We start from the raw sequence: 25,331 nt of genomic DNA on the forward strand, positions 1-25,331 counted from the left end.
GGTCGGCGCCCGCTGCGTTAAAGGTCGAAACTGACGTTAAGCGACAGCGTGCGGGGAGCACCGACGAAGATGTAATCCGAAGACAGGATGCCCCAGTACTTGTGGTCAGTCAGGTTGTCGACTGCGCCGCGCAAGGTCACATTGTGGTTATCGACCTTCAGGCGATAGCTGGCACCCACCCCATACAACGTGTATTCCGGCAGCTTCCAGGTGTTGTTGTCATCGGCTTCGGATGAGCCGGTGTAATGGGCGTCGGCGTAGACTTTCAGGCCTTCGATCCCGGCCACCTTGTGGCTGACTTGCAGCACTTGCTGGAAGCGCGGCGCACCGGAAACCCGGTTGCCCACCAAGCCGTCCTCGTTTTTGGTAAAGGTCGCGTCCAGCCAGGTCGAACTGCTGCTGACGGTGGTGTTGTCGGTCACATCAAGGTGGCCGTTTAGCTCAACCCCTTGATAACGCAACTCGCCGTCCTGCACGTAATAGTTCTGGCTGTTACCGTATTGCGCGCCGCGTTCAATGCGGAACACCGCCGCCGAGCCGCCCCAGTTTTTACGATCGGTTTTCACCCCAACTTCGTATTGCTTGCTCTTGATCGGGTCGAGCACTTCGTTGGCGTTTTTGTAGGTGATGCCCGCCGTGCCGCCCGACTCAAGGGCCTCGACATAACTGGCATAGAACGTGGTGTCCGGGCGCGGTTTGTACATCAGCGCAATCGTCGGCGTCAGCGGCGTTTCGTGGTAAGTCGAGGTGCGGCTGCCGCTTTTGCCGTAGGTGTCCTGGGTGTAGTCGGTCAGGCGCAGGCCGGCCAGCAACGACCAGCCGTGGGTCAGGTCCAGGGTGTCGCTGGCAAATACGGCGCGCTGATCGATGTAGGCCGTGCGGTAAGTCGAGTAATCGAAGCTGCCGTCATAGGTCAGGCGGTCAGGGGTGTCGTAGAGGTTGTTGCCACCGATATCGGCACTCAGGTAATTGAGGCTCGCACGTCGAGTCAGGCCTTGCCAGGACACGCCAAACACGGCTTTGTGGTCAATCGGCCCGGTGCTGAAACTGCCTTGGGTCATCGCCTGTACTTGGTCATAAATCGCAATACTGTGGCCGACGTTCAGGTTGTCCCGAAAATTACCGGCCTTGTCCAGCAGTGACATCCATTCAGCGGCGTACACGCGTTTATCGCTGAAATGGCTGTAATCCACGCTGGCGGACCAGTCCGGGGTCACATTCCAGTGCAAGCCCGTGGCGGCCAGCCAAATGCGCGACTGGAAGAAGGTGTCATCAAAGGCAGACAAATCGGTCCGGCCACTGATTGGCTTGGGCAGTTTATCGCCGGTGTAACTGTTGAGGTCGAAGTCTTGAATGCCGCCATTGATACGGCGTTCCTGGTACAACGTGTCAGCGGTCCAGGTCAGGTCGGGCGTGATGCGCGCATCGAGCGACAACGACGCCGAATCGCGGTGCACGTTGGAGTGGCTGTAGGTCTCACCCTCTTCGTGCACGGCGTTCAAGCGATAGCCAAACGTGTCGTCCGCTCCGACCCGGCCGCCCGTATCCACATGCTCACTGTAAACACCATTGGAGCGCATGCCCGCGTCGACACTCAGCGTAGTCTCGTCAGTCGGCTTTTTGGTGACAAAGTTGATCACCCCGCCCGGCGCACCAAACCCGTACATAAAGCCCGAAGCACCCTTGAGCAACTGCACGGAATCAAAGGCTTCGAGCGGCAGTTCGACAGTGGTCATGTAAATCGGCAGGCCGTTGATCTTGTAGCTGCCGCCGTCATCCAGCGGCAGGCCGCGTACGCTGATGGAGTAAGCGTTCAGCGAAAAGGTATCGCCGTTGGACACCACCGAAGTGTCTTCGGAAAACACCTTGCCTAGCGCCTTGATTTGACGCTCCTCAATCTCGGCACTGCTGACCTGGCGCGTCGAAAACGGCGTATCCAGCTCACTGGCGCTGCCCAACGCCCCGGCAATAATCTTTGGCTGCTCGATCTTCTGCCCAGTGACGGTCACGGTTTTCAATTGCGTGGTGGTTGAATCCTTGGGGGCATCGGGTTGTACGCTCAAGCCGATATCGCTTTGTACCCGATGCAGTCCGGTGCCACGCAGGGCCTGGTCGATGGCTTCATTGGCGGTCAGGTCACCGCTGACCGGTGCGCTTTTCAAACCGTGCAGCAAACGCTGTTCGAAAGAAATCGGCACTGCGCCCTGACGCGAGATGGTCAGCAACACCTGATCCAGCGGCCCGGTTGGCAACTCGAAATGCACCACCTTGCCCAGCGCCTGACCATCGGCCCATGCCGTACTCAAACCGGCGCCGCCGACAATGCTCAACGCCACCCCCAACGCCAACCGCGAAGCCCTTACGTAGCCCATACCCTGCACCTCATTTATTGTCTGATGCAGGTATGTGAAACAGCGCGCGGAAATTTATAGGGGGTGCAGCCATTTATTTAAAAAAATTTAAACCCGCGGCTCGATGCTGACCCAAAACGGCGTGTGGTAGCGCACTGTTACGGGCAACGAATGCTCCAGCAGTTGCAACGTGCGATCACTGTCATCAAGAAAATACAGGCCACTGATACGCAAACTGGCAATGTGCGGGCTGAGCACGATGATCCCGCGGCGATAGCTGCGCAGACGCTCAACTACATCGGCGAGCGAGCTGTCACGCACCTCCAGTTGGCCATCGATCCAAGCGTTTTCGTAGCCAGTTGCCGGGGCGATACTCAGGCTGTTTTTGCCATCAAACGTGGCACTTTCACCGGCTTTTACAACCTGTTGAAGCCCCGAGCGTGTGGTGATTTCTACTTGAGAATGCAGCATAACGATGCGTGTTGAGTCGTCGCGGCGCTGCACCACAAACCGGGTGCCCAAAGCCCGCATCCGGCCATGTTCGGTTTGCACCACAAACGGCCTGCCGGCGTCCCGCGCCACATCCACCAGCAACTCACCGCTGCGCAACAGCAGCAAACGCTCCAGCGCATCAAAATGCACCTGCACCAGGCTGCGTGCATTGAGGGTCAAGGCGCTGCCATCGTCCAAGGTTAATGAACGGCGCTCAGCCGTGCCGGTCAGCAGCTCGCCCGGCCATGCCACCAGCCCATAAAACCGGCCAAGCCCCAGACTCAAAGCCCCCACCCCGACCACAGACAGGGTTTTACCCAAAAAGCGCCGTCGACTCGAAGGGCTGTTGAGACTGCTCATCAGGCTCTGACGCGGAATCGCCCGCAGCGCATCCACCGGCAAACGGCCCAAGCCGCCACCCATGCGTGCACACACCTCAGCGTGTCGCGGGTCACTTTCACGCCAGGCCGCAAACGCCTGGAACTCCTCAGGGCTGGCATGCCCGGACTGCACCAGCGCCATCCATTGCGCGGCTTCGTTGATCACACGGCTGTCAATCGCACTCATGCTTCATCCATTACGGTGTAGATCCTTTTGAACGCTTGAACCATGTACTGCTGCACGCGGCTGACCGACACACCCAGTTGCTGGCTGATCTCGGTGTACGTCATACCGTCCAGTTGGTGATAGAGAAACGCCGCCTTGGCGTTTGCCGACAAACCATTGAGCAAGCGGTCGACCGTCAGCAAAGTCTCGATAATCAGCGCCTGCTCTTCGGGCGAGGCATGAACGCTATCGCCCTGAGCGGCCATGCTTTCACGGTATGCCTGCTCCAGATCACGGCGCCGCCAGCCTTCGTACATCAAACGCCGGGCGATCGTCGTCAACAGCGCACGCGGCTCACGAACAGTGAAGACATCCCGCAGGCCCAGCACCTGCACAAACGTCTCCGCGGCAATATCTTCGGCACCGTGCGGGCAGCCAATATCTTTGCCGACCCTGGCACGCAACCAACGATATTCGTTCCTAAACCATTGTCCGATCAGAAGACTGCGGGATTTATGATCGACATCCATGGATGACTCCAAACGAAGCACTGTCAGCTGGCCGAAAAAGGGGGCCACTATGCTCCGAGCGGATAAAATCCCAAAAGAACAAAAAAACGTGATTTATTCCTGAAAAGCATAACAAAGCCTTTCAAAAGGAGAATTAGGGTATAGGGAAAGATCTCGGCCTGTAAGATCTGCCGAAGGCTACGATCTTTTGATCTTGGAATTAAAAATGCGCAGCCATTCTGAAAAACGGCCGCAGAGCTAGCTGCAATACACTCATAGCACCTAACACGCTAAAGATGCTTTTCGCAGCCTGATCGAATATACCTGCTGGCGACAGACACCATACTGCTGCACTGCCCATCACACCCAAACCAACAGCTATGACATGAGATGTGTGCGGCATTTTCGATCACTCTTCAGCGCTCAATAATTTTTTTATAGGCACCTCAAGAATAATAAACACCATACCCGTGAAAATAATAGAAAAAGCCAAAAATATTTCAGCAGTAAAATTTTGCCCATAAAAAACAGACGCAATACAAAACTGAGTCAAAGGCAACAGAAATTGTAGCAAGCCCATTACACTTAAAGGCAGATGTTTTGCAGCAAAAGCAAAAAGCGCCAGTGGGACCAATGAGACAAGACCACAACTTAAAAGCAACGACCCTCTAAATACGCCTAATCCCTTAGGCACCCCTACCCCACCATCAATATATGAAATCAAAGCAGCAGTTATAAAGGTGAGGATAAAAGACTCAACAAACAACCCAGATATTGGGTCTAAACGGGCCATTTTCTTCAACCAGGTGTACATCCCCCACGTCACGCCGATACTTAAATAGACACGAAAATCCAAACCAGGCACTCTAAAAATCAAAAAAAATACGCTTGATACTATAAAAAAAATAATCACACCTCTAAAAAAAGATAAGTTCTCTTTATAGAAAACAATCCCTAAGCCAATCCCAAGTATCGGAGCAATCAGGTAACCCAGCCCGGTTTCAAATACCCGCCCATGAATGGAAGACCAAATAAACACGCCCCAATTACACGCCACCAAAAGTGCTGCAGTTCCATGCAGTGCTACATCCCTCAACTCAAGCCCAAACAATAAAAGCCTAAGTTCTTTGCGAGCCAGCAAAATCAATGTCACACACAACATTGAAATAAACACTCTGTATCCGAGCAAACTAATAGACGACAGTTCACCCAGTGCCTTCCAATACAATGAAGAAAACCCAAGAAAAAGATTGGACATTATTGCCGCTAGCAAACCGGCTTTGGTCCCGACGCGTACATGACTCATGACAGTTTCCCAGTGAGAAATATCGACCACTCCTAAACCTCACACAGAAATTTTAGTGCCTTCACATAAAGTAGCCCGCATTTGAGACTTAGTTCTCCAACCAACAAAAACCTAATTTCAACTATCTCGTTAGAGCACATAATCTCGCCCTTCCTTTAGGCGAGATCTTTACTGATCCAACATTCACTCTCCTGGCAAAATAAGCAGCCCAAGTACTTGCCATTGCTCGGCATACAAACCCAAAACTTAAGCACAGCAAATCACAGCCAGTACGACAATTTAAAATTCGTTAAAAAACCACAACCCAAGATAAACCCGAATATTTAACAGATATCCGCACCTCGCACAGCGTCTATAAATATTATATTTTCACCACCCTGTTCCTGCCTTGTGTTTGATTCTTTACTAAGGCACAAGCACCATTAGAAATCATGCCAACTCACACAAAACACCATCCTCCAATAGCCACTAACAGGTCAAGATAAAAAATCACTATTCAAATGACACATTTCGACACACGACAACTTGAAGTGCCAACCCCCTCATTCTTAACACTTCAAACCAAAAAATTAATGACCTTCAAAAGGATTACACCCCAAGAAAAACTGACGAACGGCACATATTCTCGCCTACCAAAACAAATACAAAATACAGACAAAACCATATAACAAATAGATATTTACGGCCAACCCTCACACTTCCAACACGCCACACAGCAATTAAAGCCATTTAAAACAAAGCTTTATTTATTAAAAACACTATTCATTGCAAGTTACAGAACATGCATAGTATAAATTCCAAGACTTTTCCTACGCCAAATCTCTGCACATCCTACGCCCTATTTTTCATCCCCCACGCATTCCCCCCTTTCTCTCCTACCGCGTTCACCGCTACCCTTACCCGCTCGCAAAGGCTCGAACACGCACAGGATTTTAATGGACACTTCTTCACTCCCACTCGCAGCACAGGCCAGCCAGGATAAAGCCGGCAACTGCGGACGCGTTCAGGTGATTGACCGTTCGATTGTCTTGCTCAGGACGCTGGCACAACTCAAGCAAGGCGCGTCGGCGCTGGAGCTGGCTAAGCTGACGGGGATTGACCGCACGACGATCCATCGTCTGCTCAAGACGCTTAATCACTGGAATCTGATCGAGTCCCACGCCGGTACGTACCGGATCGGCGCTGAGTCGTTGATTTACTCGTCGGCGTATCTCAATCGCCTTAATCTGCGCAAGATCGCCCTGCCGTTCACCATTGAGTTGCAGCGCGTGATCGGTGACTTGCAAGCCATTGTCTCGCTGTCGATTCCGGTCGGTGACGAGGTGGTGTTGATCGAGCGGATGTGGACGCCGTCGACGCCGCTGAATGTGATTGTCGATCTGGCGGATCAATTTCCTATCGACGGTAGCCCCAGCGGACGGGCGATTCTGGCCACTTACAGCGCCGAGCAGGCCCAGGGGTTGCTCAGTGAGGAACGCTGGCAGCGGGTCGAACCAACTTTGCAAAAAATCCGCAGCGAGCAGGATTTCGCCTTCGGCCACGAAGAGTTCAAACCAGGCTTGCACTCGATTGCGTACCCAATTCGCCCCGCCAACGGCCATGCCGTCGGTGCGCTGGTTATCGCCGGGCTGGCCATGGAGGAGCAAACCCACTCCGGCTCTGAACTGGCCAGCCATCTGCGCCGCACTTGTCAGGGCATCGCCGCGCAAATGGCGCCCAACTGATACGGGGCACGCTCAGCCGAGTTGCTCAAGCAACCGGTTGAGCTGGATCTTGCCGTAGTGCGAGCGCGGCAAAGTGTCGACGAAGTACATTTGGCGCGGCACTTTGAAACGCGACAACACACGCTGGCAGTGACTTTGCAGTTGCTCACTGGAAGGCTCAGCACCAGGTTTAAGCACCACGGCAGCACAGACTCGCTCGCCCCACTCCAAATCGGCCTGGCCAAATACATGAGCATCCTCTACTTGCGGATGGCTCAGCAGGCACTCAATGACTTCACCCGGCTGGATGCTTTTACCGCCACTGCGGATGATTTCCTTGCTGCGCCCCATCACCTGCAAATAGCCATCGACACGGATTCGCCCCAAGTCGCCACTGCGTAACCAGCCGTCTTGCAGCACCTGCGCGCTCAACTCGGGCTTCTGCCAGTAGCCAGCCATAAGTTGCGGCCCCCCCAGCATGATTTCACCCACGCCCTGGTCATCGGGACGCTCGATACGCAGCCCCGCCGCAAACACCGGGCGCCCGACCAAGCCTTCAGCACTTTCACCGTCACGGCGTAATTGGCCCATTTGCGCGGCCGACAAGTAGCACGTCCAAGGCGCTTCGGTCATGCCGTACAACACACTCAGACGCGGTCCGAACAAGGCGCAGGCATCGTCCAGCACGGACGGTGCAATCGCGGCGGCGCCGATGTCGATACTCTTCAAGGCGCTGAAGTCCGGGTAGGCCAGGCGCGGCTCACGCAGTACTCGCAGCAATTGGGTGGGCACCAGTGAACTGAAGGCCGCACGGTGATGCTGTAATTGCGACACAAAGGTCGCAGCATCGAAGCGTTCTGCCAGGATCAGTTGGCCACCGCTGAGCACATGCGCCAGCAATGCGACCGCCGCAATCGGCCACAGCGGTCGCACGTTGAGCAGTACGTCACCTGGCAGCGCAGCCCTGGCCATGACGATGTTTTGCAGCACCGCACATAGGCTGGCGTGGGTGTGCATCACCGCTTTGGGCGCTCCGGTGGTGCCGCCGGTGTAGTTGAGCGACGCCAGGGCCGTACGCACTTGCGCCACCCGTGCCGCGGCAGCGGGCGCGCACTGGACGCTGACCTCATCCAGGGGCAAACACACTACGCCTTGCTCCAGCAGTTCGGCTGCGACCTGCGAATGACCGGCGCCGAACAGCAGCAGACGCGCACCCGCGTCCTTGATTTGTGCCAGCAATTCACCCGGCGCCAAGGACGGGTCCAGGGGCACACGCACCCTACCATGGGCCATACAGCCGTAATCGGCGAGCAAGTAATCAAGGCTGGTATCGGCCAGCAATGCAACCCGCTCGCCTTCTCCCACACCTAGCTCCAACAACCCGGCGCCAAAGTCATTCAGAGCCTGATTGAACTCGGCAAAGGTCAATTCACGCTGGCTACGTAGCTCCTTGATCGCCAGCGCCTGCGGCCATTTGCTGGCGGCCTGGTTAAACAGAGTGCTGATGTCCATGCTCACCACCCACTGAGGACAATACGGCCATTGACCTGCCGATTTTCGAGCAAGGCATGAGCCTGTGCCACTTCGGTAAACGGCAGCACCCGGTCGATCAAGGGGCGAACCTGCCCGGCGGCAATCATCGCCAGTGCGCTGCGCAGGTCTTCCAGCGTGGCGCTGCCGGAGCCGAGCAAACTCAATCGGCGACCGATCAACAGCCCGGGCGAAACAGCCACCGCGCCTGGCTGCACATTGCCCAGCACCACCACACGCCCGCCCATCGCCATGCTGCGCAGCGTGTCATGCAACGTGTGGCCAACGTTCTCCATGGCCACGTCGACACCCTGGCGGCCAGTCAATTGCCAGACTGCGGCGCTGTAGCCTTCACTACCCGCGACAATCACATCATGGGCGCCGAGGCCACGTAAAAACTCGGCTTTGTCAGCACTGCCCGTCACGGCAATCACCCGTGCGCCGAGCGAGCGCGCCAATTGCACTTGATGCGCGCCCAGCCCACCGCTTGCACCATTGATCAGCACGGTTTCACCCGGTTTGAGCTGCGCCTGGGACACCAGTGCACGCACACTGGTCGCGATCGGGCAACAGGCCAGTGCGGCATCCGCGTACCCCAGGCTGTCCGGTAACTGCACGGCTGACGCAGCAGGCACACGCAGGAATTGGGCATACGCGCCTTCGGTGTCGACCGAGGGCAAGCCCAATGCACGGCACAAATCCTGGCGCCCGCGCAGGCAGTCCCGGCACTGGCCGCAGAAGCGGCGTTGATACACCACCACGCGACTGCCGACCTTGAGGTGATGCACCTGCGCGCCCACCTCGACCACTTCTCCCGCCACTTCATGGCCCAGCACAACGCCTGTGTGCGCACCCGGCAACTTGCCGGCCCGGTGCATCAGATCGTGATGACAGACACCCGCGGCCTCAATGCGTACCAACACTTCATGAGCGTCTGGCTGTGGCGTCGGTACTGTCTCGAGCTGCAACTGCTCAGGGCCACCGAAATCCTTTAGAACGATTGCTTTCATCTTTTATAACCATATGGAAGTACATAAGAATATGTTCATATAACAAACACATTGTTTGTATTGTGCACATGATTTAAGTTTTGCTTACTTTGACGCGGAGCTCAAGGGGCAATGCGTTTTCCTTAAAAACACACTGAATCGAAGCCATGACTGTCGAGTACGAAATAGTTGAAGACGGCGTTTTACTGGTGACGCTCAATCGCCCAGAACGTTTAAATGCACTGAACGGCGCAGCCAAACTGGCGTTGGCCGGTGTGTGGGAGCGTGCGCAAGAAGATCAGGGGGTACGCGCCATCGTGTTGCGTGGTGCGGGTGAACGAGCGTTCTGCGCCGGTTCCGACCTCAAGGAAATCGCTGCCACCGGCGAGACGGTCAGCACGCAGTTGCTGGCCAACTCGCTGCCTGGCGTCGGCACGCCTTTGACCAAGCCAGTCATCGCCGCGCTTCAGGGCCACACTCTAGGGCTGGGCATCAGCCTGGCGATCCACTGTGATTTTCGCATTGCCCGTCATGACACCCGTTTCAGCTTTCCTGAAGTAAGCCACGGCATGCTTTCTGGCTTCAGCACCATCACCCTGCCCAGCCTGATCGGTGAAGCCGCAGCGCTGGACATCATGCTCAGTGCCCGCCCGTTCGATGCCGCACAAGCCCTCGAACTGGGGCTGATCAATCAAGTGGTCGACGACTCCATCGCAACCTCGCTCGAACTGGCTCGGCGTCTGGCAGCCCATGATTCACGGGCCATGCAATTGACCAAGCGCTTGCTGCTGGCTGACCGCAATCAGCGCCTGCAACAGCACCTGGCATTGATCGACGAAGCCCGTATCGACGTAATGAAACCTCACTGACAGCCAACAACTTTTACTCGCCACCACGCCCTGTCAGGAACACCCACCACCAGGAATGGAAAGCGGGCGCCAATCATTTTTGGAGCCTCACCATGTTTCGCCCACAGAAAAATTTCCGTCCCAAACTGAGCCTGCTGACCGTCGGGATTCTTGGCCTTTACGCCAGCCACCCCGCGTTCGCTGAAGAATCGAACACACCCTCGCTGCAAACCGTGGTGGTGACCGGGGCCCGGGATGGCGGCCGCACCGTGGCCAAAAGCCTGGCACCAATTGACGTGATCAGCGCCGATGACCTGATGCGCTCGGGCAAACAGAACCTGCGTGACGCCTTGGCCGCCGCCGTGCCGTCGTACACCAATGCGGCCGGGTTTACCGGCGGCACCGGCTTGTCCGTCAAGTCCGCCACACTGCGTGGCCTGGGCGGCAACCACGTGTTGGTGCTGGTGAACGGCAAGCGCCGCCACACCACGTCGCTGATCTTCGTTCAGACCGCCGCCACTGCCAGCGGCCAGTCACCCACCGACCTGGACCTGATCCCGATTTCGGCGGTCGACCACATTGAAGTGCTGCGTGACGGCGCAGCGGCGCAATATGGCTCGGATGCGATTGCCGGGGTGATCAACATCATCCTTAAAAGCAACAGCTCAGGTGGCAGCGGCAGTGCGCTGTACGGCCAGTTCAAAGACCGCGTGGGTGGCAAAGGAAATTTCGGTGCACGTGGCCAGGCATCGGTGAACCAGGGCTTTGAACTGCCCAACGATGGCTTTTTCAGCCTCAGTGCCGACCTCGGCATTCAAGACAACTCCAACGTGGCCGGTGCCGTGCCCGCTCGTACCCGCATCTATTTCCCGGTCAATGGCCAACCGGACCCACGGGAAAACGGCGAGAGCCGCTACCGCCAGATCATGGGCCAGCCACGCTCGCAGACCTATAACCTGGCCTACAACATGGAGTTGCCGCTTAACCCGGACTACACGTTGTACTCCTTCTCCACCGCCAGCCACCGCAACTCGGAGAGCTGGGGTACCTATCGCACTGCCAACTCGCCACAGAACATCGCCTCGGTGTACCCGGACGGCTTTTCGCCGCGTTTTGTGGTTGAAGAAGATGACTTCCAGACCGTGGTCGGCCTGCGCAACGACAACCTGTTCGGCTGGAAATGGGACCTGAGTACCAGCTTCGGCCAGGACAACGCCAATATCCGCAACGAGAAGTCGATCAACCCGTCTTTCGGGCCAGACAGCCCGCGCAACATGGACGGCGGCAACCTGATTGCCAACCAGTGGACCAACAACCTGGACCTGACCCGCGCGTTCGACACCGGGCTGTTCGAGAAGCCGCTGAACGTATCGACCGGGCTTGAGTTCCGCCGTGAGGGCTTCCAGATCCAGTCCGGCGAACTGGCGTCCTATGGTGACGGCGGCTACGTATTCCCGGTCGGCAGCCCGCTGGCAGGCCAGCGGCCCAACCCTGGCGCACCGGGCCTGACAGGCTTTACCCCTTCGGATGCACACAACTACTCGCGTACCAACACGGCAGGCTACGTCGACTTCAGCCAGAGCCTGACGGACAAGTGGGATGCCAGCGTAGCCGGGCGTTTTGAGCACTACAGCGACTTTGGTGATACCACCAGTGGCAAGTTCTCGACACGCTATGCCTTCACCCCGCAATTTGCCGTACGCGGCACAGTCAGTAACGGTTTCCGCGCGCCTTCATTGCAACAAGAGTATTACTCGTCCTCGCTCACTGCCTGGCGCACCAACACCCTCACTGGCCAACTGGAACAAAACGTCACCCGCTACGTCACCGTCAACGACCCGGCCGGTCAGGCATTGGGAGCCAAAGCGCTGCAGCCGGAAAAATCGATGAACTACAGCGTCGGGTTTGTCGCGACGCCCACCTCCAACCTCGATATCACCGTCGACCTGTACCAGATCGACATCAACAACCGCATTCTGCAAACCAGTAACCTGCAAGGCCCGGCCGTCTCCAATCTGCTGGCCAGCAAAGGCCTGGACCCGAACCAGATCGTCTCCTACTTCGGCAACCTGGCCGACACCCGTACCCGAGGTATCGACCTGGTGGCGGACTATCGCTACGACTTCGGCCAATACGGCAAGGTCAAGTGGACCCTGCTCAGCAACCAGAGCTTGCAGACCGTGCGCAAAGTCAAGGAACCCGCCGCACTGGCCGGCACCGGCGTGACCGCCGTAGGCCGCGACAAAATCGGCAACCTGACCACCGCGTACCCAAAAAACGTGACCTCGCTGAACACCGCGTGGCAACTGGGCGACTTCGACGTCAACCTCAAGGAAACCCACTACACCGGCGTGACGGGACTGAACCAGGTGTCGCCGACCCGCGACGAGAAAATCGATGCGGCCTTTATTACCGACCTGAGCGTGGGTTACTGGATGAGCGACTCGGTAAAGCTGACCGTGGGTGGTGAAAACATCTTCAATCGCCGTCCGCAGCAGCTTAACGACGAAGCCAAGAAGTATTACTTCGCGCCCACCGACAACCCGACCTACAGCTGGTACTCACCCTATGGGCTGGACGGCGCGTACTACTTCGCCAAAGTCGACGTGAGCTGGTAATTGCCCATGAACCCGCTTATTGCCTCGCCCGTCACCCAGCCCTTGTCGCGTGCGGCCGAGGGCTTCGATCAAGCGCTGTACCGCAAGCTCGCCTGGCGGATCATGCCCTTTCTGTTTTTGTGCTTTGTGCTCAATTGGCTGGACCGGGTCAACATCGGCTTCGCTCACTTGCGCTTCAAAACCGACCTGAACATCAGTGATGCCACGTTCGGCATCATTGTCGGGGTGTTTTCCATCGGCTACTTGCTGTTCGAGATTCCCAGCAACTTGCTGCTGGAAAAGATCGGCGCAAAAAAGACCATGACGCGCATCATGATCCTCTGGGGGCTGGTGACCGTGGCCACCGCCTTTGCCCAGACGCCCGCGCAGTTTTATGTACTGCGCGTGCTCCTGGGCGCGGCCGAGGCCGGGTTCTTCCCGGGGGTGATCCTGTACCTGACCTACTGGTTTCCGGCCAGCCACCGGGCACGGATCACCTCGCGCTTCATCATGGCGATAGCCGTGTGCGGGATTGTCGGCGGGCCGCTGTCGACGTCGATCATGAGCCATTTCGACACCGTGGCCGGGTTTCACGGCTGGCAATGGCTGTTCGTGCTGACCGGCCTGCCGCCGATCCTGGCAGGCATTTTTGCCTGGTATTGGCTGGACAATCGTCCAACCGATGCGCGCTGGCTCAGCCAGGATGAAAAGCAGCGTATTGAGCAGGCTCTGGCCGCCGAGCGCGGTCGCCGCCAACCGGGCGGCCATCAGCATTTTCTGGGTGCTCTCAAGGACCGAAAAGTCTGGTTTATCGTGCTCGCCTACTGCCTGACCATCATGAGCACCGGCAACGTGACCAACATCTGGGCACCGTCAATCATCCGTGACTCGGGCATTACCAGCCTTGGCCAGTTGGGCCTGCTCTCAGCCCTGCCGTACATCATCGCCGTGGGGGTGATGCTGCTGGTTTGTCGCCACTCGGACCAGCAGCAGGAACGGCGCTGGCACTTCGCCGTGCCCGGTCTGCTGGCAGCGCTGGCCATGTTGATCCTGCCGCAATGCCTGAGCAGCCCCACTGCCACCGTGGCAACGATGATCCTGATGACCACCGGCTACCTGAGCGCCACTGCAGTGTTCTGGACCATCCCCACTTACTACCTCTCGGACCGGGCGAAAGCCGCGGGCCTGGCCATGGTCAACTGCTGCGGGCAAATCAGCAGCCTGCTGACCCCGATCATGATCGGCCAGATCAAAACCGCCACCGGCGACATCCGCCTGGCGCTCTATATCGTCGCCGCCATGGTTGCCAGCGGTGCCCTGATCCTGTTCTTCGGCGTGCCGCGCAAAGCCTTGCGCGACGCCCCTTCAACCCTGGAAAAAGCATATGACTGACTACGTCGCCCTGGCCACAGAACTGGCTGCGCAGATCCAACCCGGCGCTGCGCAACGCGATGCCGAGCGCACCTTGCCTCATGAACAAATTGAATTGATCCGCCAATCAGGCCTGGGCGCCGCGCGGGTGCCCGTCGAGTTGGGCGGTGGTGACATCAGCCAAGTCGACGTCGCACGAATTTTCATCACCTTAGCCAAGGCCGACCCGTGTGTGGCCCAAGCCATTTTTCCGCACTTCGCCACGGTCGAGCACTTGCGCCTGATCGCCAACCCAGAGCAACAGGCCCGTTACCTCGGGGCTTTCGCAGACCGCCAATTGTCATCGGGTGCCATTGCCGAGCGCAGCGGCACGTTTCGCGGCGAGATCCACACCCGCCTCGAACGTCGCGGCGAACAACGGGTCCTTAACGGCAGCAAGTTCTACAGCACCGGCTGCCTGTTTGCCGACCTGCTGAAAATCCAGGCCGTGGACGAAGCCGGTGCAGCGCTGTATGTCATGCTGCCGGCCAACACACCCGGCATTACGTTGCTTGATGACTGGGACGGCATGGGCCAGCGCACCACGGCCAGCGGCAGCACCTTGCTGGAAAACGTGCAGGTTGCGCCTGAACAAGTCATCCCGCTGAGCCAGTGGTACCAGCGGCGTAATTACATCGGCGCCAGCGCACAACTGATTCATTGCTCGATCGATGTGGGCATTGGCTTGGCCGCACTGGACGATGCGGTGCAGTGGGCGCGCAATGGTTCGCGGCCAGTCCGTGAAAGTGGCGTTCAGCGGGCCAGCGACGACCCGTACATCTTGCACACCATCGGCGACCTCGCCGCCAGCATTCACGGAGCGCAAGCGCTGGTCGAAAAAGCTGCTGCGGCGGTCGACATTGCGGCGCGCAGCCAACTGTCGGGCCTGGTACAAGGCAATGAACTCGAAGCGCTGCTGGTGAAGGCCTCGATTGAAGTGGCCGAAGCGAAAATCGCCTCCACCCGTGCCGCGCTGCATGTGTGCGAACGTTTGTATGAAGTTGGCGGTGCAGCAACCACGCAAAGCCTGCACAACTTCGACCGCCACTGGCGCAATGCTCGCACCCACACCACCCATGACTCACTGGCTTACAAATACAAGGCGATTGGTGAATTCCTGCTCAACGGCCGTCATCCACCGATTGCGTTTACGTATTAAGCCGTAGTCGGCTGCTGTTGGAGGGAGCGCCCTCTTCGACGCCGCGCTGTTGCGCTGCAAACAGGACACTGATAGTCAGCAGCCCCCCCCAATCGGTCCCCTCTCCTTCAGGCAAGGGTCTGGGAGAGGGGTGCTCTTGGTTTTCTGTGCACATCTCTTGCTGCGGCAGCGACCTTTAAGATCAAAAGCCAGATCCCGAGCAAGTTCGGTCATACAAGGCCCTTAGCATTCATCAAGCCAGCAAGTCTTCATAAAAAGCGCCGTAGGCTTTGCTCGGATGGGCGATCTGGATTTCCAGAATCCACAGCCCTTCATTCGGGTAGTGATCGAAATCCCCCAGGTCGCCGCCACGGTGGATGGCATGCGGGAAGTCGCTGACCCGATGGCCCTTGATGTTCAGGTTCAGCACCCATCCCATCTCCTTGGCCTGTTCTTCGGCATAGCGGTACAGCTCCAGACCGACCATCTGCTCGTGTTTCCATTTGGCCTGGACCCGGTCAAACAGGGTTTTGGCGGCGTCTGCACAGGCTTTCATTTCCGGGTCATTGCCGGTCACGAACGTTTCTCCAGCATCGCCTTCGTGCCCTTCCCATACCGCGCCCATGTCGATAAAGAAAATATCGTTTTTACCCAACACCGGGTCGCCTTCGGAGCGCTCCTTGAAGGTCTTCAGGGTATTGGCGCCAAAACGCACCAGCAGCGGGTGCCAGATGCGCTGCATGTCCAGATCCGCCAGTACCTGCTTGCCCAACGCCACGGCTTCGGCTTCGCGCATGCCGGGCTTGATCAGTGTCGACAGCTGTTTAATGGCTTTCCAGGTGTTGGCCTGGGCGTAGCGCATGGACTCAATGGTGTAGCTCGGGCCTACGGCCTCTTTGGGTTGTGCACTCACGGTTATGTCCTGTCTGTACGGGGGGAATCGCCCTCACTATATAGCGATCATTTAAAACCCGTACATAGGCGCAAGTGATTCTCCAGGCGGGTTATTTGAAGAAATTGCTCGGGGTTTTGCCGAACTGTTTTTTGAACATGGTGGTGAACGCGCTCGGGCTGTCGTAGCCCAGCGAGCCGGCCACATCGATGATTTTTTCGCCGACGGCAATGCGCTCCAGCGCCAGCAGCAATCGCGATTGCTGACGCCATTGGCCAAAGGTCATGCCGGTTTCCTTGTGAAACAGTCGCTGGATGGTTTTTTCATCCAACGACAGCCGGGCGCTCCAGTCCGCCAGGGTCGAGCCGTCTCCAGGGTCACACTGCAAAACGCTGCAAATGGTCTGGATACGAGGGTCCAGCGGTTGCGGCAAGTGCAACGGCAACACCGGCAAAATCGCCAGTTCATCGAGGATCAGCTTCATGATCCGGTCTTCTCGCGTGTCGGCCTCGTAAGGCGCGCGGATGTCGATGGAGGCCTTGATCAGCTCGCTCAACAGCGCAGAAATACTCACTGCCCGGGTTTCGCTCGGCAATGGCGCAGACACGTCCGTACGCACATACACGCTGCGCATTTTCAACGGACCAACGCACCGCACCGAATGCACCTGGCCACTGGGCATCCAGATGCCGCGACTGGGCGGCACCGTCCACTGGCTCAACGCCGAGTGCACCACCATCACCCCCTCAATGGCATACAGCAGTTGATGCTTGGCGTGCGAGTGCGGCGCGATAACCCAGTCTGCCGGGTAGTCAGTGGCGCTGCTGTGCACGATCCAGTCGGTTAGATCGACCTCAAGCAGAAATTCTTTCAGCGGTTTGATCATGATTCCCTTTTTGAGACAGAGTCTTCCCGAATTGCGCGAGACAGGCAATTTCGCGAAATCTAGGATAGCCGCTGGTTTGCCTGCGTGCATCCAACGTCCTTACTCCCTGCCCGGATAATCTTCGATGTCTATAACAACTACGACCCCGGCGGCTACCACCAGCCCCAGCAGCAGTCCCAGTGCCCCAGCGAGCAGCCAGTCCAGCCCGCTGGTGATGCGGGTGATCGCAGCCTGCGCCCTTGCTCATCTGATCAACGACCTGATCCAGGCCGTACTGCCCTCGATCTACCCGATGCTCAAGGCCAACTACAACCTGAGTTTTACCCAAATTGGCCTGATCACCCTGACCTTCCAGCTCACCGCCTCGCTGCTGCAGCCGGGCGTTGGCTATTACACCGATCGCCACCCCAAGCCTTGGCTGCTGCCCGCGGGCATGGTGTGCACGCTGATCGGTATTTTGATGCTGGCGTTTGTTGGTTCGTTTGCATCGATCTTGATCGCGTCTGCGCTGATCGGCATCGGTTCCTCGACCTTCCACCCCGAGACCTCGCGGGTTGCCCGTCTGGCCTCCGGCGGGCGTTACGGCCTGGCGCAATCCACCTTCCAGGTCGGTGGTAACGCCGGTAGCGCATTCGGTCCGCTGCTGGCGGCGGCCATCGTCATTCCTTATGGTCAGGGCAACGTGGCCTGGTTCGGCCTATTTGCCGCCTTTGCCATCCTGATCCTGTTCGGCTTGAGCCGCTGGTACCGCCACCACCTCAACCTGTTCAAACTCAAGCAAGGCAGCGTCGCGACCCACGGTCTGTCGAAAAAACACGTTACGGGTGCATTGGTGGTACTGGCGTTGCTGGTGTTCTCCAAGTACTTCTACATGTCCAGTTTCACCAGCTACTTTACGTTTTTCCTGATCAAGAAGTTTGACCTGTCGGTGGCCAGCTCCCAGCTCTATCTGTTCCTGTTTTTGGGAGCGGTGGCAGCGGGCACCTTCTTTGGCGGCCCGATTGGCGACAAGATCGGGCGCAAGGCGGTGATCTGGTTTTCGATTCTCGGTGCGGCGCCGTTCAGCCTCGCGCTGCCTTATGTCGACCTGTTCTGGACCGGCATCCTGAGCATGATCATCGGCTTCATCCTCGCCTCTGCGTTCTCGGCCATCGTGGTGTATGCGCAAGAACTGGTGCCGGGCAATGTCGGCATGATCGCCGGGGTGTTCTTCGGCCTGATGTTCGGTTTTGGCGGCATCGGCGCGGCCTTGCTCGGGCACCTGGCGGACATTCACGGCATTGAGTACGTCTACTCGTTGTGCTCGTACCTGCCGCTGCTCGGCATCTTGACCATCTTGTTGCCATCGACGAAAAAGATTTGAGGCCTCTCTAAACCTCTGTGGGAGCGAACTCGTCTCACGATCTTTCAAGATCAAAAGATCGCGAGGCAAGCTCGCTCCTACTGTTTCTGCTGACAGTGCTCGGGGCGGCATTGCTCGGCATTTTGTTGCCATCGACGATAAAGATTTAAGGCCTCACTAAACCTCTGTAGGAGCGAGCTCGCCTCGCGATCTTTCAAGATCAAAAGATCGCGAGGCAAGCTCGCTCCTACTGTTTGATTGCGTCTATGCCCGGTGGGAGTCATGGAGATTTCCACTCATCCAGCAGGCTGTCGAACAGTGCCTGCGCGGCCGCTGACAGTTCATGCCCCGGCTTGGTCAACACACCCATCGCCCGTTCGACGATCGGCTCGTGCAAGGTGATGCAACGCGCGCCCAACTCTCGCATCTGCTCGGCACACAACGCCGGGACGGCGCTCACCCCCAACCCGCTGGCGACCATGCGCCCGACAGTAGCCAGTTGATGGCTTTCAAACTCCACCGGTAATTTCATCTGCCGCGCCTGCAGATGTTCTTCCAGCAGCACCCGCACCGCCGACGGCCGCTGCAAGGTGATAAAGGGCTGCTCCAGCAAGGTTTCCCAGTCGATGACCGAGACGCCCGCCAGGGCCGAATCCTGCGGCACGACCGCCACGAAGCGATCGATGTACAACGGTGTGAAGGTCAGTGAGGAACCCGGCGCCGGCTCAAAGGCCACGCCCAACTCAACCTGTCGATCTCGGACCATTTCCAGCACCTGCTCGTTGACCACGTCATTGACCGTGACGTTGAGTTGCGGGTAGCGCACCCGAAAATGCTTGAGAATCGGCGGCAACAGGTTGCAGGCAAACGAGGGGATCGCCGCGAGCGTCACACGACCACGCTGCAAGGTGAACAACTGACGCATTTCATCCTCGGCGTTGTCCCAGTCAGCCACCAGCTTTCGTGCCCTGGGCAACAGCGCCTGACCTTCGGGAGTGAGGGCCACGTTGCGCGTGGTGCGGCTGAACAAGCGTCCGCCCAGCCCTTCTTCCAATGCCTTGATGGTCAGGCTCAAGGCCGATTGCGATAAATGCAGGCGCTCACAGGCCACGGCAAAGCTCAGGCTTTGTGCCACGGCCAGAAAAGCGCGGATCTGTTTGACCGTCATGAGTGTACTCTCAGGCTTTATTATTTCGATTTATCTATCAATCAACCGAAAAAATCAATTTAACAAATCAATCCAGTGGAGTGACACTCGTACCATTCGACACACCATCACCCATCAATAATAAAAGAGGTGCATATGGCAGGTTTTGATAAGCGCGTGGCGTCCTATGAAGAGGCGCTGGCCGGACTCGAAGATGGCATGACCGTGATTTCGGGCGGTTTTGGTCTGTGCGGTATCCCCGAAAACTTGATCAACGAGATCAAACGCAAAGGCACCCGTGATCTGACCGTGGTATCCAACAACTGTGGCGTGGATGGTTTCGGCCTGGGCATCCTGCTTGAAGATCGCCAGATCAGCAAAGTGATTGCCTCCTACGTCGGTGAAAACGCACTGTTCGAGAAGCAGTTGCTCAGCGGCGAAATTGAAGTCGAGCTCACCCCCCAAGGCACCCTGGCCGAGAAAATGCGCGCAGGCGGTGCCGGTATCCCGGCCTTCTTCACCGCCACCGGCGTCGGCACCCCGGTCGCCGAGGGCAAGGAAACCCGAGAATTCAAGGGTCGCGAGTACCTGATGGAAGAATCCATCACCGGCGACTTCGCCATCGTCAAAGGCTGGAAGGCCGACCATTTCGGTAACGTGATCTACCGCCACACGGCGCAAAACTTCAACCCGCTGGCCGCTACCGCGGGCAAGATCACGGTGGTTGAAGTCGAAGAAATTGTCGAACCCGGCGAGCTGGACCCGGCGCAGATCCACACCCCTGGCATCTACGTTGACCGGATCATTTGCGGCACGTTTGAAAAACGTATCGAACAGCTCACTGAGCGTTCCTGATCCCCTGCCCCCAGCCTTAAGCTCTTGTCCCAGAGCACGGAGAACAATAATGGCTCTTTCCCGCGAACAAATGGCTCAGCGCGTCGCCCGCGAACTGCAAGACGGCTTTTACGTAAACCTGGGTATCGGCATTCCGACCCTGGTTGCCAACTACATCCCCGACGGCATGGAAGTCATGCTGCAATCGGAAAACGGCCTGCTCGGCATGGGCGCCTTCCCGCGCAAGGGTGAAGCCGATGCCGACATGATCAACGCCGGCAAGCAAACCGTCACCGCCCGCACCGGTGCATCGATTTTCTCGTCGGCCGAGTCGTTCGCGATGATTCGCGGTGGCCATATTGACCTCACGGTGCTGGGCGCGTTTGAAGTCGACGTACACGGCAACATCGCCTCGTGGATGATCCCAGGCAAACTGGTCAAGGGCATGGGCGGCGCGATGGACCTGGTGGCCGGTGCCGAAAACATCATCGTCACCATGACCCACGCCTCCAAGGATGGCGAGTCCAAACTGCTGTCGCGCTGCAGCCTGCCGCTGACCGGCGCGGGGTGCATCAAGCGCGTGCTCACAGACCTTGCCTACCTGGAAATCGAAGACGGCGCGTTCATCCTCAAAGAGCGTGCGCCCGGCGTCAGCGTTGAAGAAATCGTCAGCAAAACAGCCGGCAAATTGATCGTCCCGGACCACGTACCGGAAATGCAATTCGCCTGAGTCGCAACCCTTTAAGGAGAGATGCAATGCAAGAAGTCGTCATTGTCGCCGCCACTCGCACGGCCATTGGCAGTTTTCAGGGCGCGCTGGCCAACATTCCGGCAGCCGAACTCGGTGCCGCTGTCATTCGTCAACTGCTGGAGCAGACCGGCCTCAAGGGTGAGCAGATTGATGAAGTGATCCTCGGTCAAGTGCTCACCGCGGGCTGTGGTCAAAACCCGGCGCGTCAGGCCTCGATCCTCGCTGGCCTGCCCCATGCGGTGCCGGCTCTGACCCTCAACAAACTCTGCGGTTCGGGCCTCAAGGCGCTGCACCTGGCCACCCAGGCGATCCGCTGCGGCGATGCCGACGTCATCATTGCTGGTGGCATGGAAAGCATGAGCCTGGCGCCGTATGTCCTGCCGGGCGCGCGAACCGGCTTGCGCATGGGCAACGCAACAATGCTCGACAGCATGCTGAACGACGGCCTGATGGACGCCTTCAACGATTACCACATGGGCATCACCGCCGAGAATCTGGTCGATAAGTACCAGTTGACCCGCGAACAACAGGACGCCTTCGCCGCTGCTTCGCAACAAAAAGCCATCGCGGCCATCAAGTCCGGACGTTTTGCCGACGAAATCACCCCGATCCAGATTCCTCAGCGCAAAGGTGATCCGGTGTCATTTGACGTCGATGAACAGCCGCGCGACGGCATCACCGCCGAGTCGTTGAGCAAACTCAAACCCGCCTTCAAAAAAGACGGCAGTGTTACCGCGGGCAACTCCTCCACCATCAACGACGGCGCCGCCGCGGTGGTGCTGATGAGCGCTGATAAAGCCAAAGCCTTGGGCATTCCTGTTCTGGCCCGAATTGCCGGCTACGCCAACGCCGGTGTCGACCCGGCGATCATGGGCATCGGGCCGGTCTCGGCGACCCGTACCTGCTTGAAAAAAGCGGGCTGGAGCCTCGATCAACTGGATCTGATCGAAGCCAACGAAGCCTTCGCCGCGCAATCGCTGGCCGTGAGCAAAGAGCTGGAATGGGACATGGACAAGGTCAACGTCAATGGCGGCGCCATTGCCCTGGGCCACCCGATTGGCGCATCGGGTTGCCGTGTACTGGTGACCTTGCTGCACGAAATGATCAAGCGTGACGCCAAAAAAGGCCTCGCCACCTTGTGCATCGGCGGCGGTCAGGGCGTGGCCCTGGCCATCGAACGCACGTAAAACCTGGAGGCGCTTGCCGCGCGATCTTTTGAATACTCAAATAATCGCGCGGCAAGCTCGCTTCTACGCCGTTATCAGCCGCTGATCACCCCGACGATCAATTCGCTGCCAATCCAGCCCGCCAAGAACTCACCCGCCAGGCCCACGCCCTCTTCTTCCCCCAGGCGCGCGACTAAAAACTCGCACAGTCCAGCAAAGCTGCCGTCATTTTGCAGGTGCTGCAGCGCGTGCAATTCCAGTGCGTCGACCTGACGCAAACGCGAGGTGAACTGGCGACGCCACACCAGTAATCCGCCCGCTTCGTCCAGCATCGAGGCTTCAGGCAGCGGGGTTTGTTGCCACAGGGCAGACCAGATCGCTTCGGCGTTGGTGGTCAAGGCATGGCAACGCAGTGACGGCGTGAGTTGCAGGTACGCGGTGTCCCAATCCACTGACGCCAACGCCTCCATGCGCAGTGGCGTGGCATCAGCTGCTACGAAGGCTTCGCTCAGCGACCACTCGATCCACGCCAGTTCATGCACATCAGGGTTGTGCGCAAAGACTTCGTTCAGCGTCTGCTGAAAACCGCCGGGGTAAGCGTCCAGCGTCCAGGCGTGCGGCGGGTGGTTGTCGATATGGGTGATACACGCGGCCAGAAATGCTTCATCCCCCAGCCATTGGCGCAGATTCGGGAATGCCCCTTCCAGGCAGCCGACCAATTGGGCGCGGTAGTTGTTCTGGTAGACAGCAAGTCCCGCCACGTTATTGCCCAACAATTGGGCGGACGCTTCTGAGGCGTTGACCAGCCAGTTTTGGAATTCACGCTGCACATCGGCCAGGTTCATGCGCACACCTGTGCGCGCGTCTTGGCCGCGCTGGCGCCCAGTGCACGGGCGATGGCGAGTTCATCAAGCAATTCAGACAACGGCGGAATCTCGTCATCACGCTCAATCATGGTGGCTACCGGCCCCAGCAGTTCGATAGCCTTGGCGTACAAGTGCCAGACGCCGCTGCATACCGGGCTGTCATGGCTGTCAATCAACAGCGTAGGGCCTTGGCTATGGCCGGCGAGGTGAACCTGCCGCACCCGCTCTGCGGGAATCCCGTCCAGAAACGCCAGCGCGTCAAAACCATGGTTGCTGGCGCTGACGAACACATTATTGACGTCCAGCAGCAATTCACAGCCCGTGCGACGGGACATCTCGGCGATGAACTCCCACTCGGTCATGGAGGCGCCTTCAAATGCCAGATAGCTGGACGGATTTTCAAACAGCAGGGTGCGACCCAAGGCTTCCTGAGCCTGATGGATATTGGCGCAGACCAGGCTCAATGCCTCTTCGGTGTAAGGCAGCGGCAGCAAATCATGGGAGTTGAACCCGCCGGTGCGCGACCAGCTCAGGTGGTCAGATACAAACAACGGCTGGACTTCATCCACCAGCGACTTGAGGCGCTTGAGGTAGTCAGGGTCCAGCCCTGCGGCGGTACCGATGGACATGGACACGCCATGCAGCGCCACCGGGTGCCGCTCACGGATCTGGCGCAGGATGTGCCTGGGCTGGCCGCCTGCAACCATGAAATTCTCGGAGATCACTTCGACGAAATCCACGGCGACCGAGGTTTCAAGAAAGTCGCTGTAATGCTCCTTGCGCAACCCCAGGCCATAGCCCGAGAAACGAGGATTGGAAGTCGGCATGCGGTGTTCTCCAGTGCATCGGATAAGTCATTGAAAGCAGCCACTGCAAGAGCGAACGGGTCTGGCGATCTTTTGAACGTTTAACAGATCGCGAGGCAAGCTCGCTCCTGCACGGAGCCGGGTTTACTTGGCCTCGGTGGTGGTGCCGCCCAGTTTCATGCACTCGGACGGGGTTTTCACCACAACGCCTTGGCCTTTGCAGCTATTGAGACCCTTGCAATCGTTTTTCGAGGTGGCGCACTGGCTTTCGCCTTTGCAGTTGTTGACGCCGTAGCAACGGCCGGGTTTTTCCTGCTGGTCGGCAGCGCTGGCCGCCGTGGCGAAGGAAGCAGATGCCATGGCGATCAGGGCGGCAGCAGTGGCAAGGCTTACACGGGCTTTGAGGGAAGTGCTCATGGGTATCTCCTGGAACATAGTTTGGGGGGTTGGATTAGTTAATGACTGATGCAGCGTCTTCGATCACTTTGGCCACCGCCTCCGGCTGTGAAATGTACACGGAGTGGCTACCTTTGAGTTCAGTGACTTTGGAACCGGCGCGCTTGTACATCCAGCGCTGTAAATCGGGGCTCAAGGCCCGGTCTTCGGTGGACAACACGGCAAAGGTCGGCTTTTTATGCCAGGCAGCATCCCAAATCGTCCCACCGAACAAGGCAGTGGTCGCCGGAACTTGTGAGGCCGCCATAAAATCGGTGCGGTTGGTGGTCAGGTCTGCCGCGAAATCATCGTGGAACTTGCTGCGATCAACAAACAGATGACCGTCGCGTGACTGCTTGATGTCATTGCTTGGCGCCGGCATGGAACTCAGTAGCTGGGACATGTTTTCGCCCACTTCCGGTTGCAGGGCCGAGACATAAACCAGCGCCCGAACTTTGTCCCGGTCCCCGGCTATCGAGATCACACCGCCGCCCGAACTGTGCCCCACCAGCACCACCGGCCCTACCTGCTGTTCAAGCACTTCACGGGCCTGGGCGACATCGCCTGCCAGGCTTTCATGGCTTTGGTTGACCACGGTGACTTTGTAGCCCTGGTGTATCAGGATGTCGTGCACCACTCGCCAGCCGGAGCCGTCAACAAAAGAACCCGGCACGATCACCACATTTTTGCCGGTACCGGGCAATGCCTGCGGCTTGCTGGCGGCCGAAGCCAGCAGCGGCGTCGTCAGCGCCAAGGCGACGACCAGAGAAGACAGAACACGCATAAA

The 25,331-nt window shown here is 58.0% G+C and carries 22 protein-coding genes; 9 read left to right on the plus strand and 13 right to left on the minus strand.

The window, feature by feature from the left end; genetic code table 11:
• Nucleotides 1–17 precede the first annotated feature (17 nt).
• The 4 genes from NTD86_RS07460 to NTD86_RS07475 all read right to left on the minus strand — a co-directional run bounded on the left by NTD86_RS07460 (nt 18) and on the right by NTD86_RS07475 (nt 5,204).
• Entirely contained in the window at nt 18–2,372 is a 2,355-nt protein-coding gene (locus NTD86_RS07460; protein WP_262201531.1) for a TonB-dependent siderophore receptor, read from the minus strand.
• A gap of 87 nt (nt 2,373–2,459) precedes the next feature.
• Nucleotides 2,460–3,410: a FecR family protein gene (locus NTD86_RS07465; protein WP_262201532.1), complete on the minus strand. Its 951-nt coding sequence runs from the start codon at nt 3,408–3,410 to the stop codon at nt 2,460–2,462.
• Nucleotides 3,407–3,919 carry a sigma-70 family RNA polymerase sigma factor gene (locus NTD86_RS07470; RefSeq protein ID WP_262201533.1) on the minus strand — a complete coding sequence of 171 codons (513 nt, stop codon included), beginning with the start codon at nt 3,917–3,919 and terminating at the stop codon, nt 3,407–3,409. The genes NTD86_RS07465 and NTD86_RS07470 overlap by 4 nt, the downstream gene beginning before the upstream one ends.
• A gap of 388 nt (nt 3,920–4,307) precedes the next feature.
• Nucleotides 4,308–5,204, minus strand: coding sequence for an EamA family transporter (locus NTD86_RS07475; RefSeq protein WP_262201534.1), 897 nt, complete (start codon nt 5,202–5,204; stop codon nt 4,308–4,310).
• Between the two features lie 935 nt (nt 5,205–6,139).
• Here NTD86_RS07475 and NTD86_RS07480 point away from each other — a divergent pair.
• Nucleotides 6,140–6,928, plus strand: coding sequence for an IclR family transcriptional regulator (locus NTD86_RS07480; RefSeq protein ID WP_262201535.1), 789 nt, complete (start codon nt 6,140–6,142; stop codon nt 6,926–6,928).
• 12 nt (nt 6,929–6,940) lie between these two features.
• Here the strand turns inward: NTD86_RS07480 and NTD86_RS07485 are convergent, their stop codons facing one another.
• Both NTD86_RS07485 and NTD86_RS07490 read right to left on the minus strand, forming a co-directional pair.
• Entirely contained in the window at nt 6,941–8,419 is a 1,479-nt protein-coding gene (locus NTD86_RS07485; protein WP_262201536.1) for a class I adenylate-forming enzyme family protein, read from the minus strand.
• A gap of 2 nt (nt 8,420–8,421) precedes the next feature.
• Nucleotides 8,422–9,447, minus strand: coding sequence for an alcohol dehydrogenase catalytic domain-containing protein (locus NTD86_RS07490; RefSeq protein WP_262201537.1), 1,026 nt, complete (start codon nt 9,445–9,447; stop codon nt 8,422–8,424).
• Between the two features lie 146 nt (nt 9,448–9,593).
• On the opposite strand from NTD86_RS07490, the gene NTD86_RS07495 reads away from it, so the two are divergent.
• The 4 genes from NTD86_RS07495 to NTD86_RS07510 all read left to right on the plus strand — a co-directional run bounded on the left by NTD86_RS07495 (nt 9,594) and on the right by NTD86_RS07510 (nt 15,440).
• A complete protein-coding gene (locus NTD86_RS07495) occupies nt 9,594–10,295 on the plus strand; it encodes an enoyl-CoA hydratase/isomerase family protein (protein WP_262201538.1) in 702 nt (233 codons plus the stop codon).
• Between the two features lie 92 nt (nt 10,296–10,387).
• Nucleotides 10,388–12,892, plus strand: a complete 2,505-nt coding sequence (locus NTD86_RS07500) for a TonB-dependent receptor plug domain-containing protein (protein ID WP_262201539.1) — start codon at nt 10,388–10,390, stop codon at nt 12,890–12,892.
• Nucleotides 12,893–12,898: 6 nt separating this feature from the next.
• Entirely contained in the window at nt 12,899–14,263 is a 1,365-nt protein-coding gene (locus NTD86_RS07505; RefSeq protein WP_262201540.1) for an MFS transporter, read from the plus strand.
• Nucleotides 14,256–15,440 (plus strand): acyl-CoA dehydrogenase family protein, encoded by a 1,185-nt coding sequence (locus NTD86_RS07510; RefSeq protein ID WP_262201541.1) that lies wholly within the window; start codon nt 14,256–14,258, stop codon nt 15,438–15,440. Before NTD86_RS07505 ends, NTD86_RS07510 begins: the two co-directional genes overlap by 8 nt.
• A gap of 232 nt (nt 15,441–15,672) precedes the next feature.
• On the opposite strand, the gene NTD86_RS07515 is transcribed toward NTD86_RS07510, so the two are convergent.
• Together NTD86_RS07515 and NTD86_RS07520 are read right to left on the minus strand one after the other, a co-directional pair.
• Nucleotides 15,673–16,332 carry a M24 family metallopeptidase gene (locus NTD86_RS07515; protein ID WP_262201542.1) on the minus strand — a complete coding sequence of 220 codons (660 nt, stop codon included), beginning with the start codon at nt 16,330–16,332 and terminating at the stop codon, nt 15,673–15,675.
• Between the two features lie 91 nt (nt 16,333–16,423).
• Nucleotides 16,424–17,197 (minus strand): AraC family transcriptional regulator, encoded by a 774-nt coding sequence (locus NTD86_RS07520; RefSeq protein ID WP_262201543.1) that lies wholly within the window; start codon nt 17,195–17,197, stop codon nt 16,424–16,426.
• Nucleotides 17,198–17,321: 124 nt separating this feature from the next.
• On the opposite strand from NTD86_RS07520, the gene NTD86_RS07525 reads away from it, so the two are divergent.
• Nucleotides 17,322–18,560, plus strand: coding sequence for an MFS transporter (locus NTD86_RS07525; RefSeq protein ID WP_315974728.1), 1,239 nt, complete (start codon nt 17,322–17,324; stop codon nt 18,558–18,560).
• A 259-nt stretch (nt 18,561–18,819) separates the two neighbouring features.
• Here NTD86_RS07525 and NTD86_RS07530 read toward each other — a convergent pair whose 3' ends face one another.
• A complete protein-coding gene (locus tag NTD86_RS07530) occupies nt 18,820–19,707 on the minus strand; it encodes a LysR family transcriptional regulator (RefSeq protein ID WP_262201544.1) in 888 nt (295 codons plus the stop codon).
• 135 nt (nt 19,708–19,842) lie between these two features.
• Here NTD86_RS07530 and NTD86_RS07535 point away from each other — a divergent pair, with 135 nt between their 5' ends.
• From NTD86_RS07535 to NTD86_RS07545, 3 genes are read left to right on the plus strand one after another with little or no spacing between them, the layout of a single operon-like run.
• Complete coding sequence (locus NTD86_RS07535; RefSeq protein WP_262201545.1) at nt 19,843–20,541, plus strand: CoA transferase subunit A; 699 nt, start codon at nt 19,843–19,845, stop codon at nt 20,539–20,541.
• Between the two features lie 49 nt (nt 20,542–20,590).
• The gene (locus NTD86_RS07540; RefSeq protein WP_262201546.1) at nt 20,591–21,250 is read left to right on the plus strand and encodes a CoA transferase subunit B; all 660 of its coding nucleotides are present in this window, start codon (nt 20,591–20,593) and stop codon (nt 21,248–21,250) included.
• A 26-nt stretch (nt 21,251–21,276) separates the two neighbouring features.
• Nucleotides 21,277–22,458, plus strand: a complete 1,182-nt coding sequence (locus NTD86_RS07545; protein ID WP_262201547.1) for an acetyl-CoA C-acetyltransferase — start codon at nt 21,277–21,279, stop codon at nt 22,456–22,458.
• Nucleotides 22,459–22,532: 74 nt separating this feature from the next.
• Here the strand turns inward: NTD86_RS07545 and NTD86_RS07550 are convergent, their stop codons facing one another.
• The 4 genes from NTD86_RS07550 to NTD86_RS07565 form a co-directional block, all read right to left on the minus strand.
• Complete coding sequence (locus NTD86_RS07550) at nt 22,533–23,282, minus strand: DNA-binding domain-containing protein (RefSeq protein WP_262201548.1); 750 nt, start codon at nt 23,280–23,282, stop codon at nt 22,533–22,535.
• Nucleotides 23,279–24,130, minus strand: a complete 852-nt coding sequence (locus NTD86_RS07555) for a DUF692 domain-containing protein (protein WP_262201549.1) — start codon at nt 24,128–24,130, stop codon at nt 23,279–23,281. Before NTD86_RS07555 ends, NTD86_RS07550 begins: the two co-directional genes overlap by 4 nt.
• A gap of 123 nt (nt 24,131–24,253) precedes the next feature.
• Nucleotides 24,254–24,526, minus strand: coding sequence for a hypothetical protein (locus NTD86_RS07560; RefSeq protein WP_262201550.1), 273 nt, complete (start codon nt 24,524–24,526; stop codon nt 24,254–24,256).
• A gap of 34 nt (nt 24,527–24,560) precedes the next feature.
• On the minus strand, nt 24,561–25,328 hold the full coding sequence (locus NTD86_RS07565) for an alpha/beta fold hydrolase (protein WP_262201551.1): 768 nt from the start codon (nt 25,326–25,328) through the stop codon (nt 24,561–24,563).
• Nucleotides 25,329–25,331 lie beyond the last annotated feature (3 nt).

The organism is Pseudomonas sp. 7P_10.2_Bac1, assembly GCF_025465935.1.
Lineage (GTDB): Bacteria > Pseudomonadota > Gammaproteobacteria > Pseudomonadales > Pseudomonadaceae > Aquipseudomonas.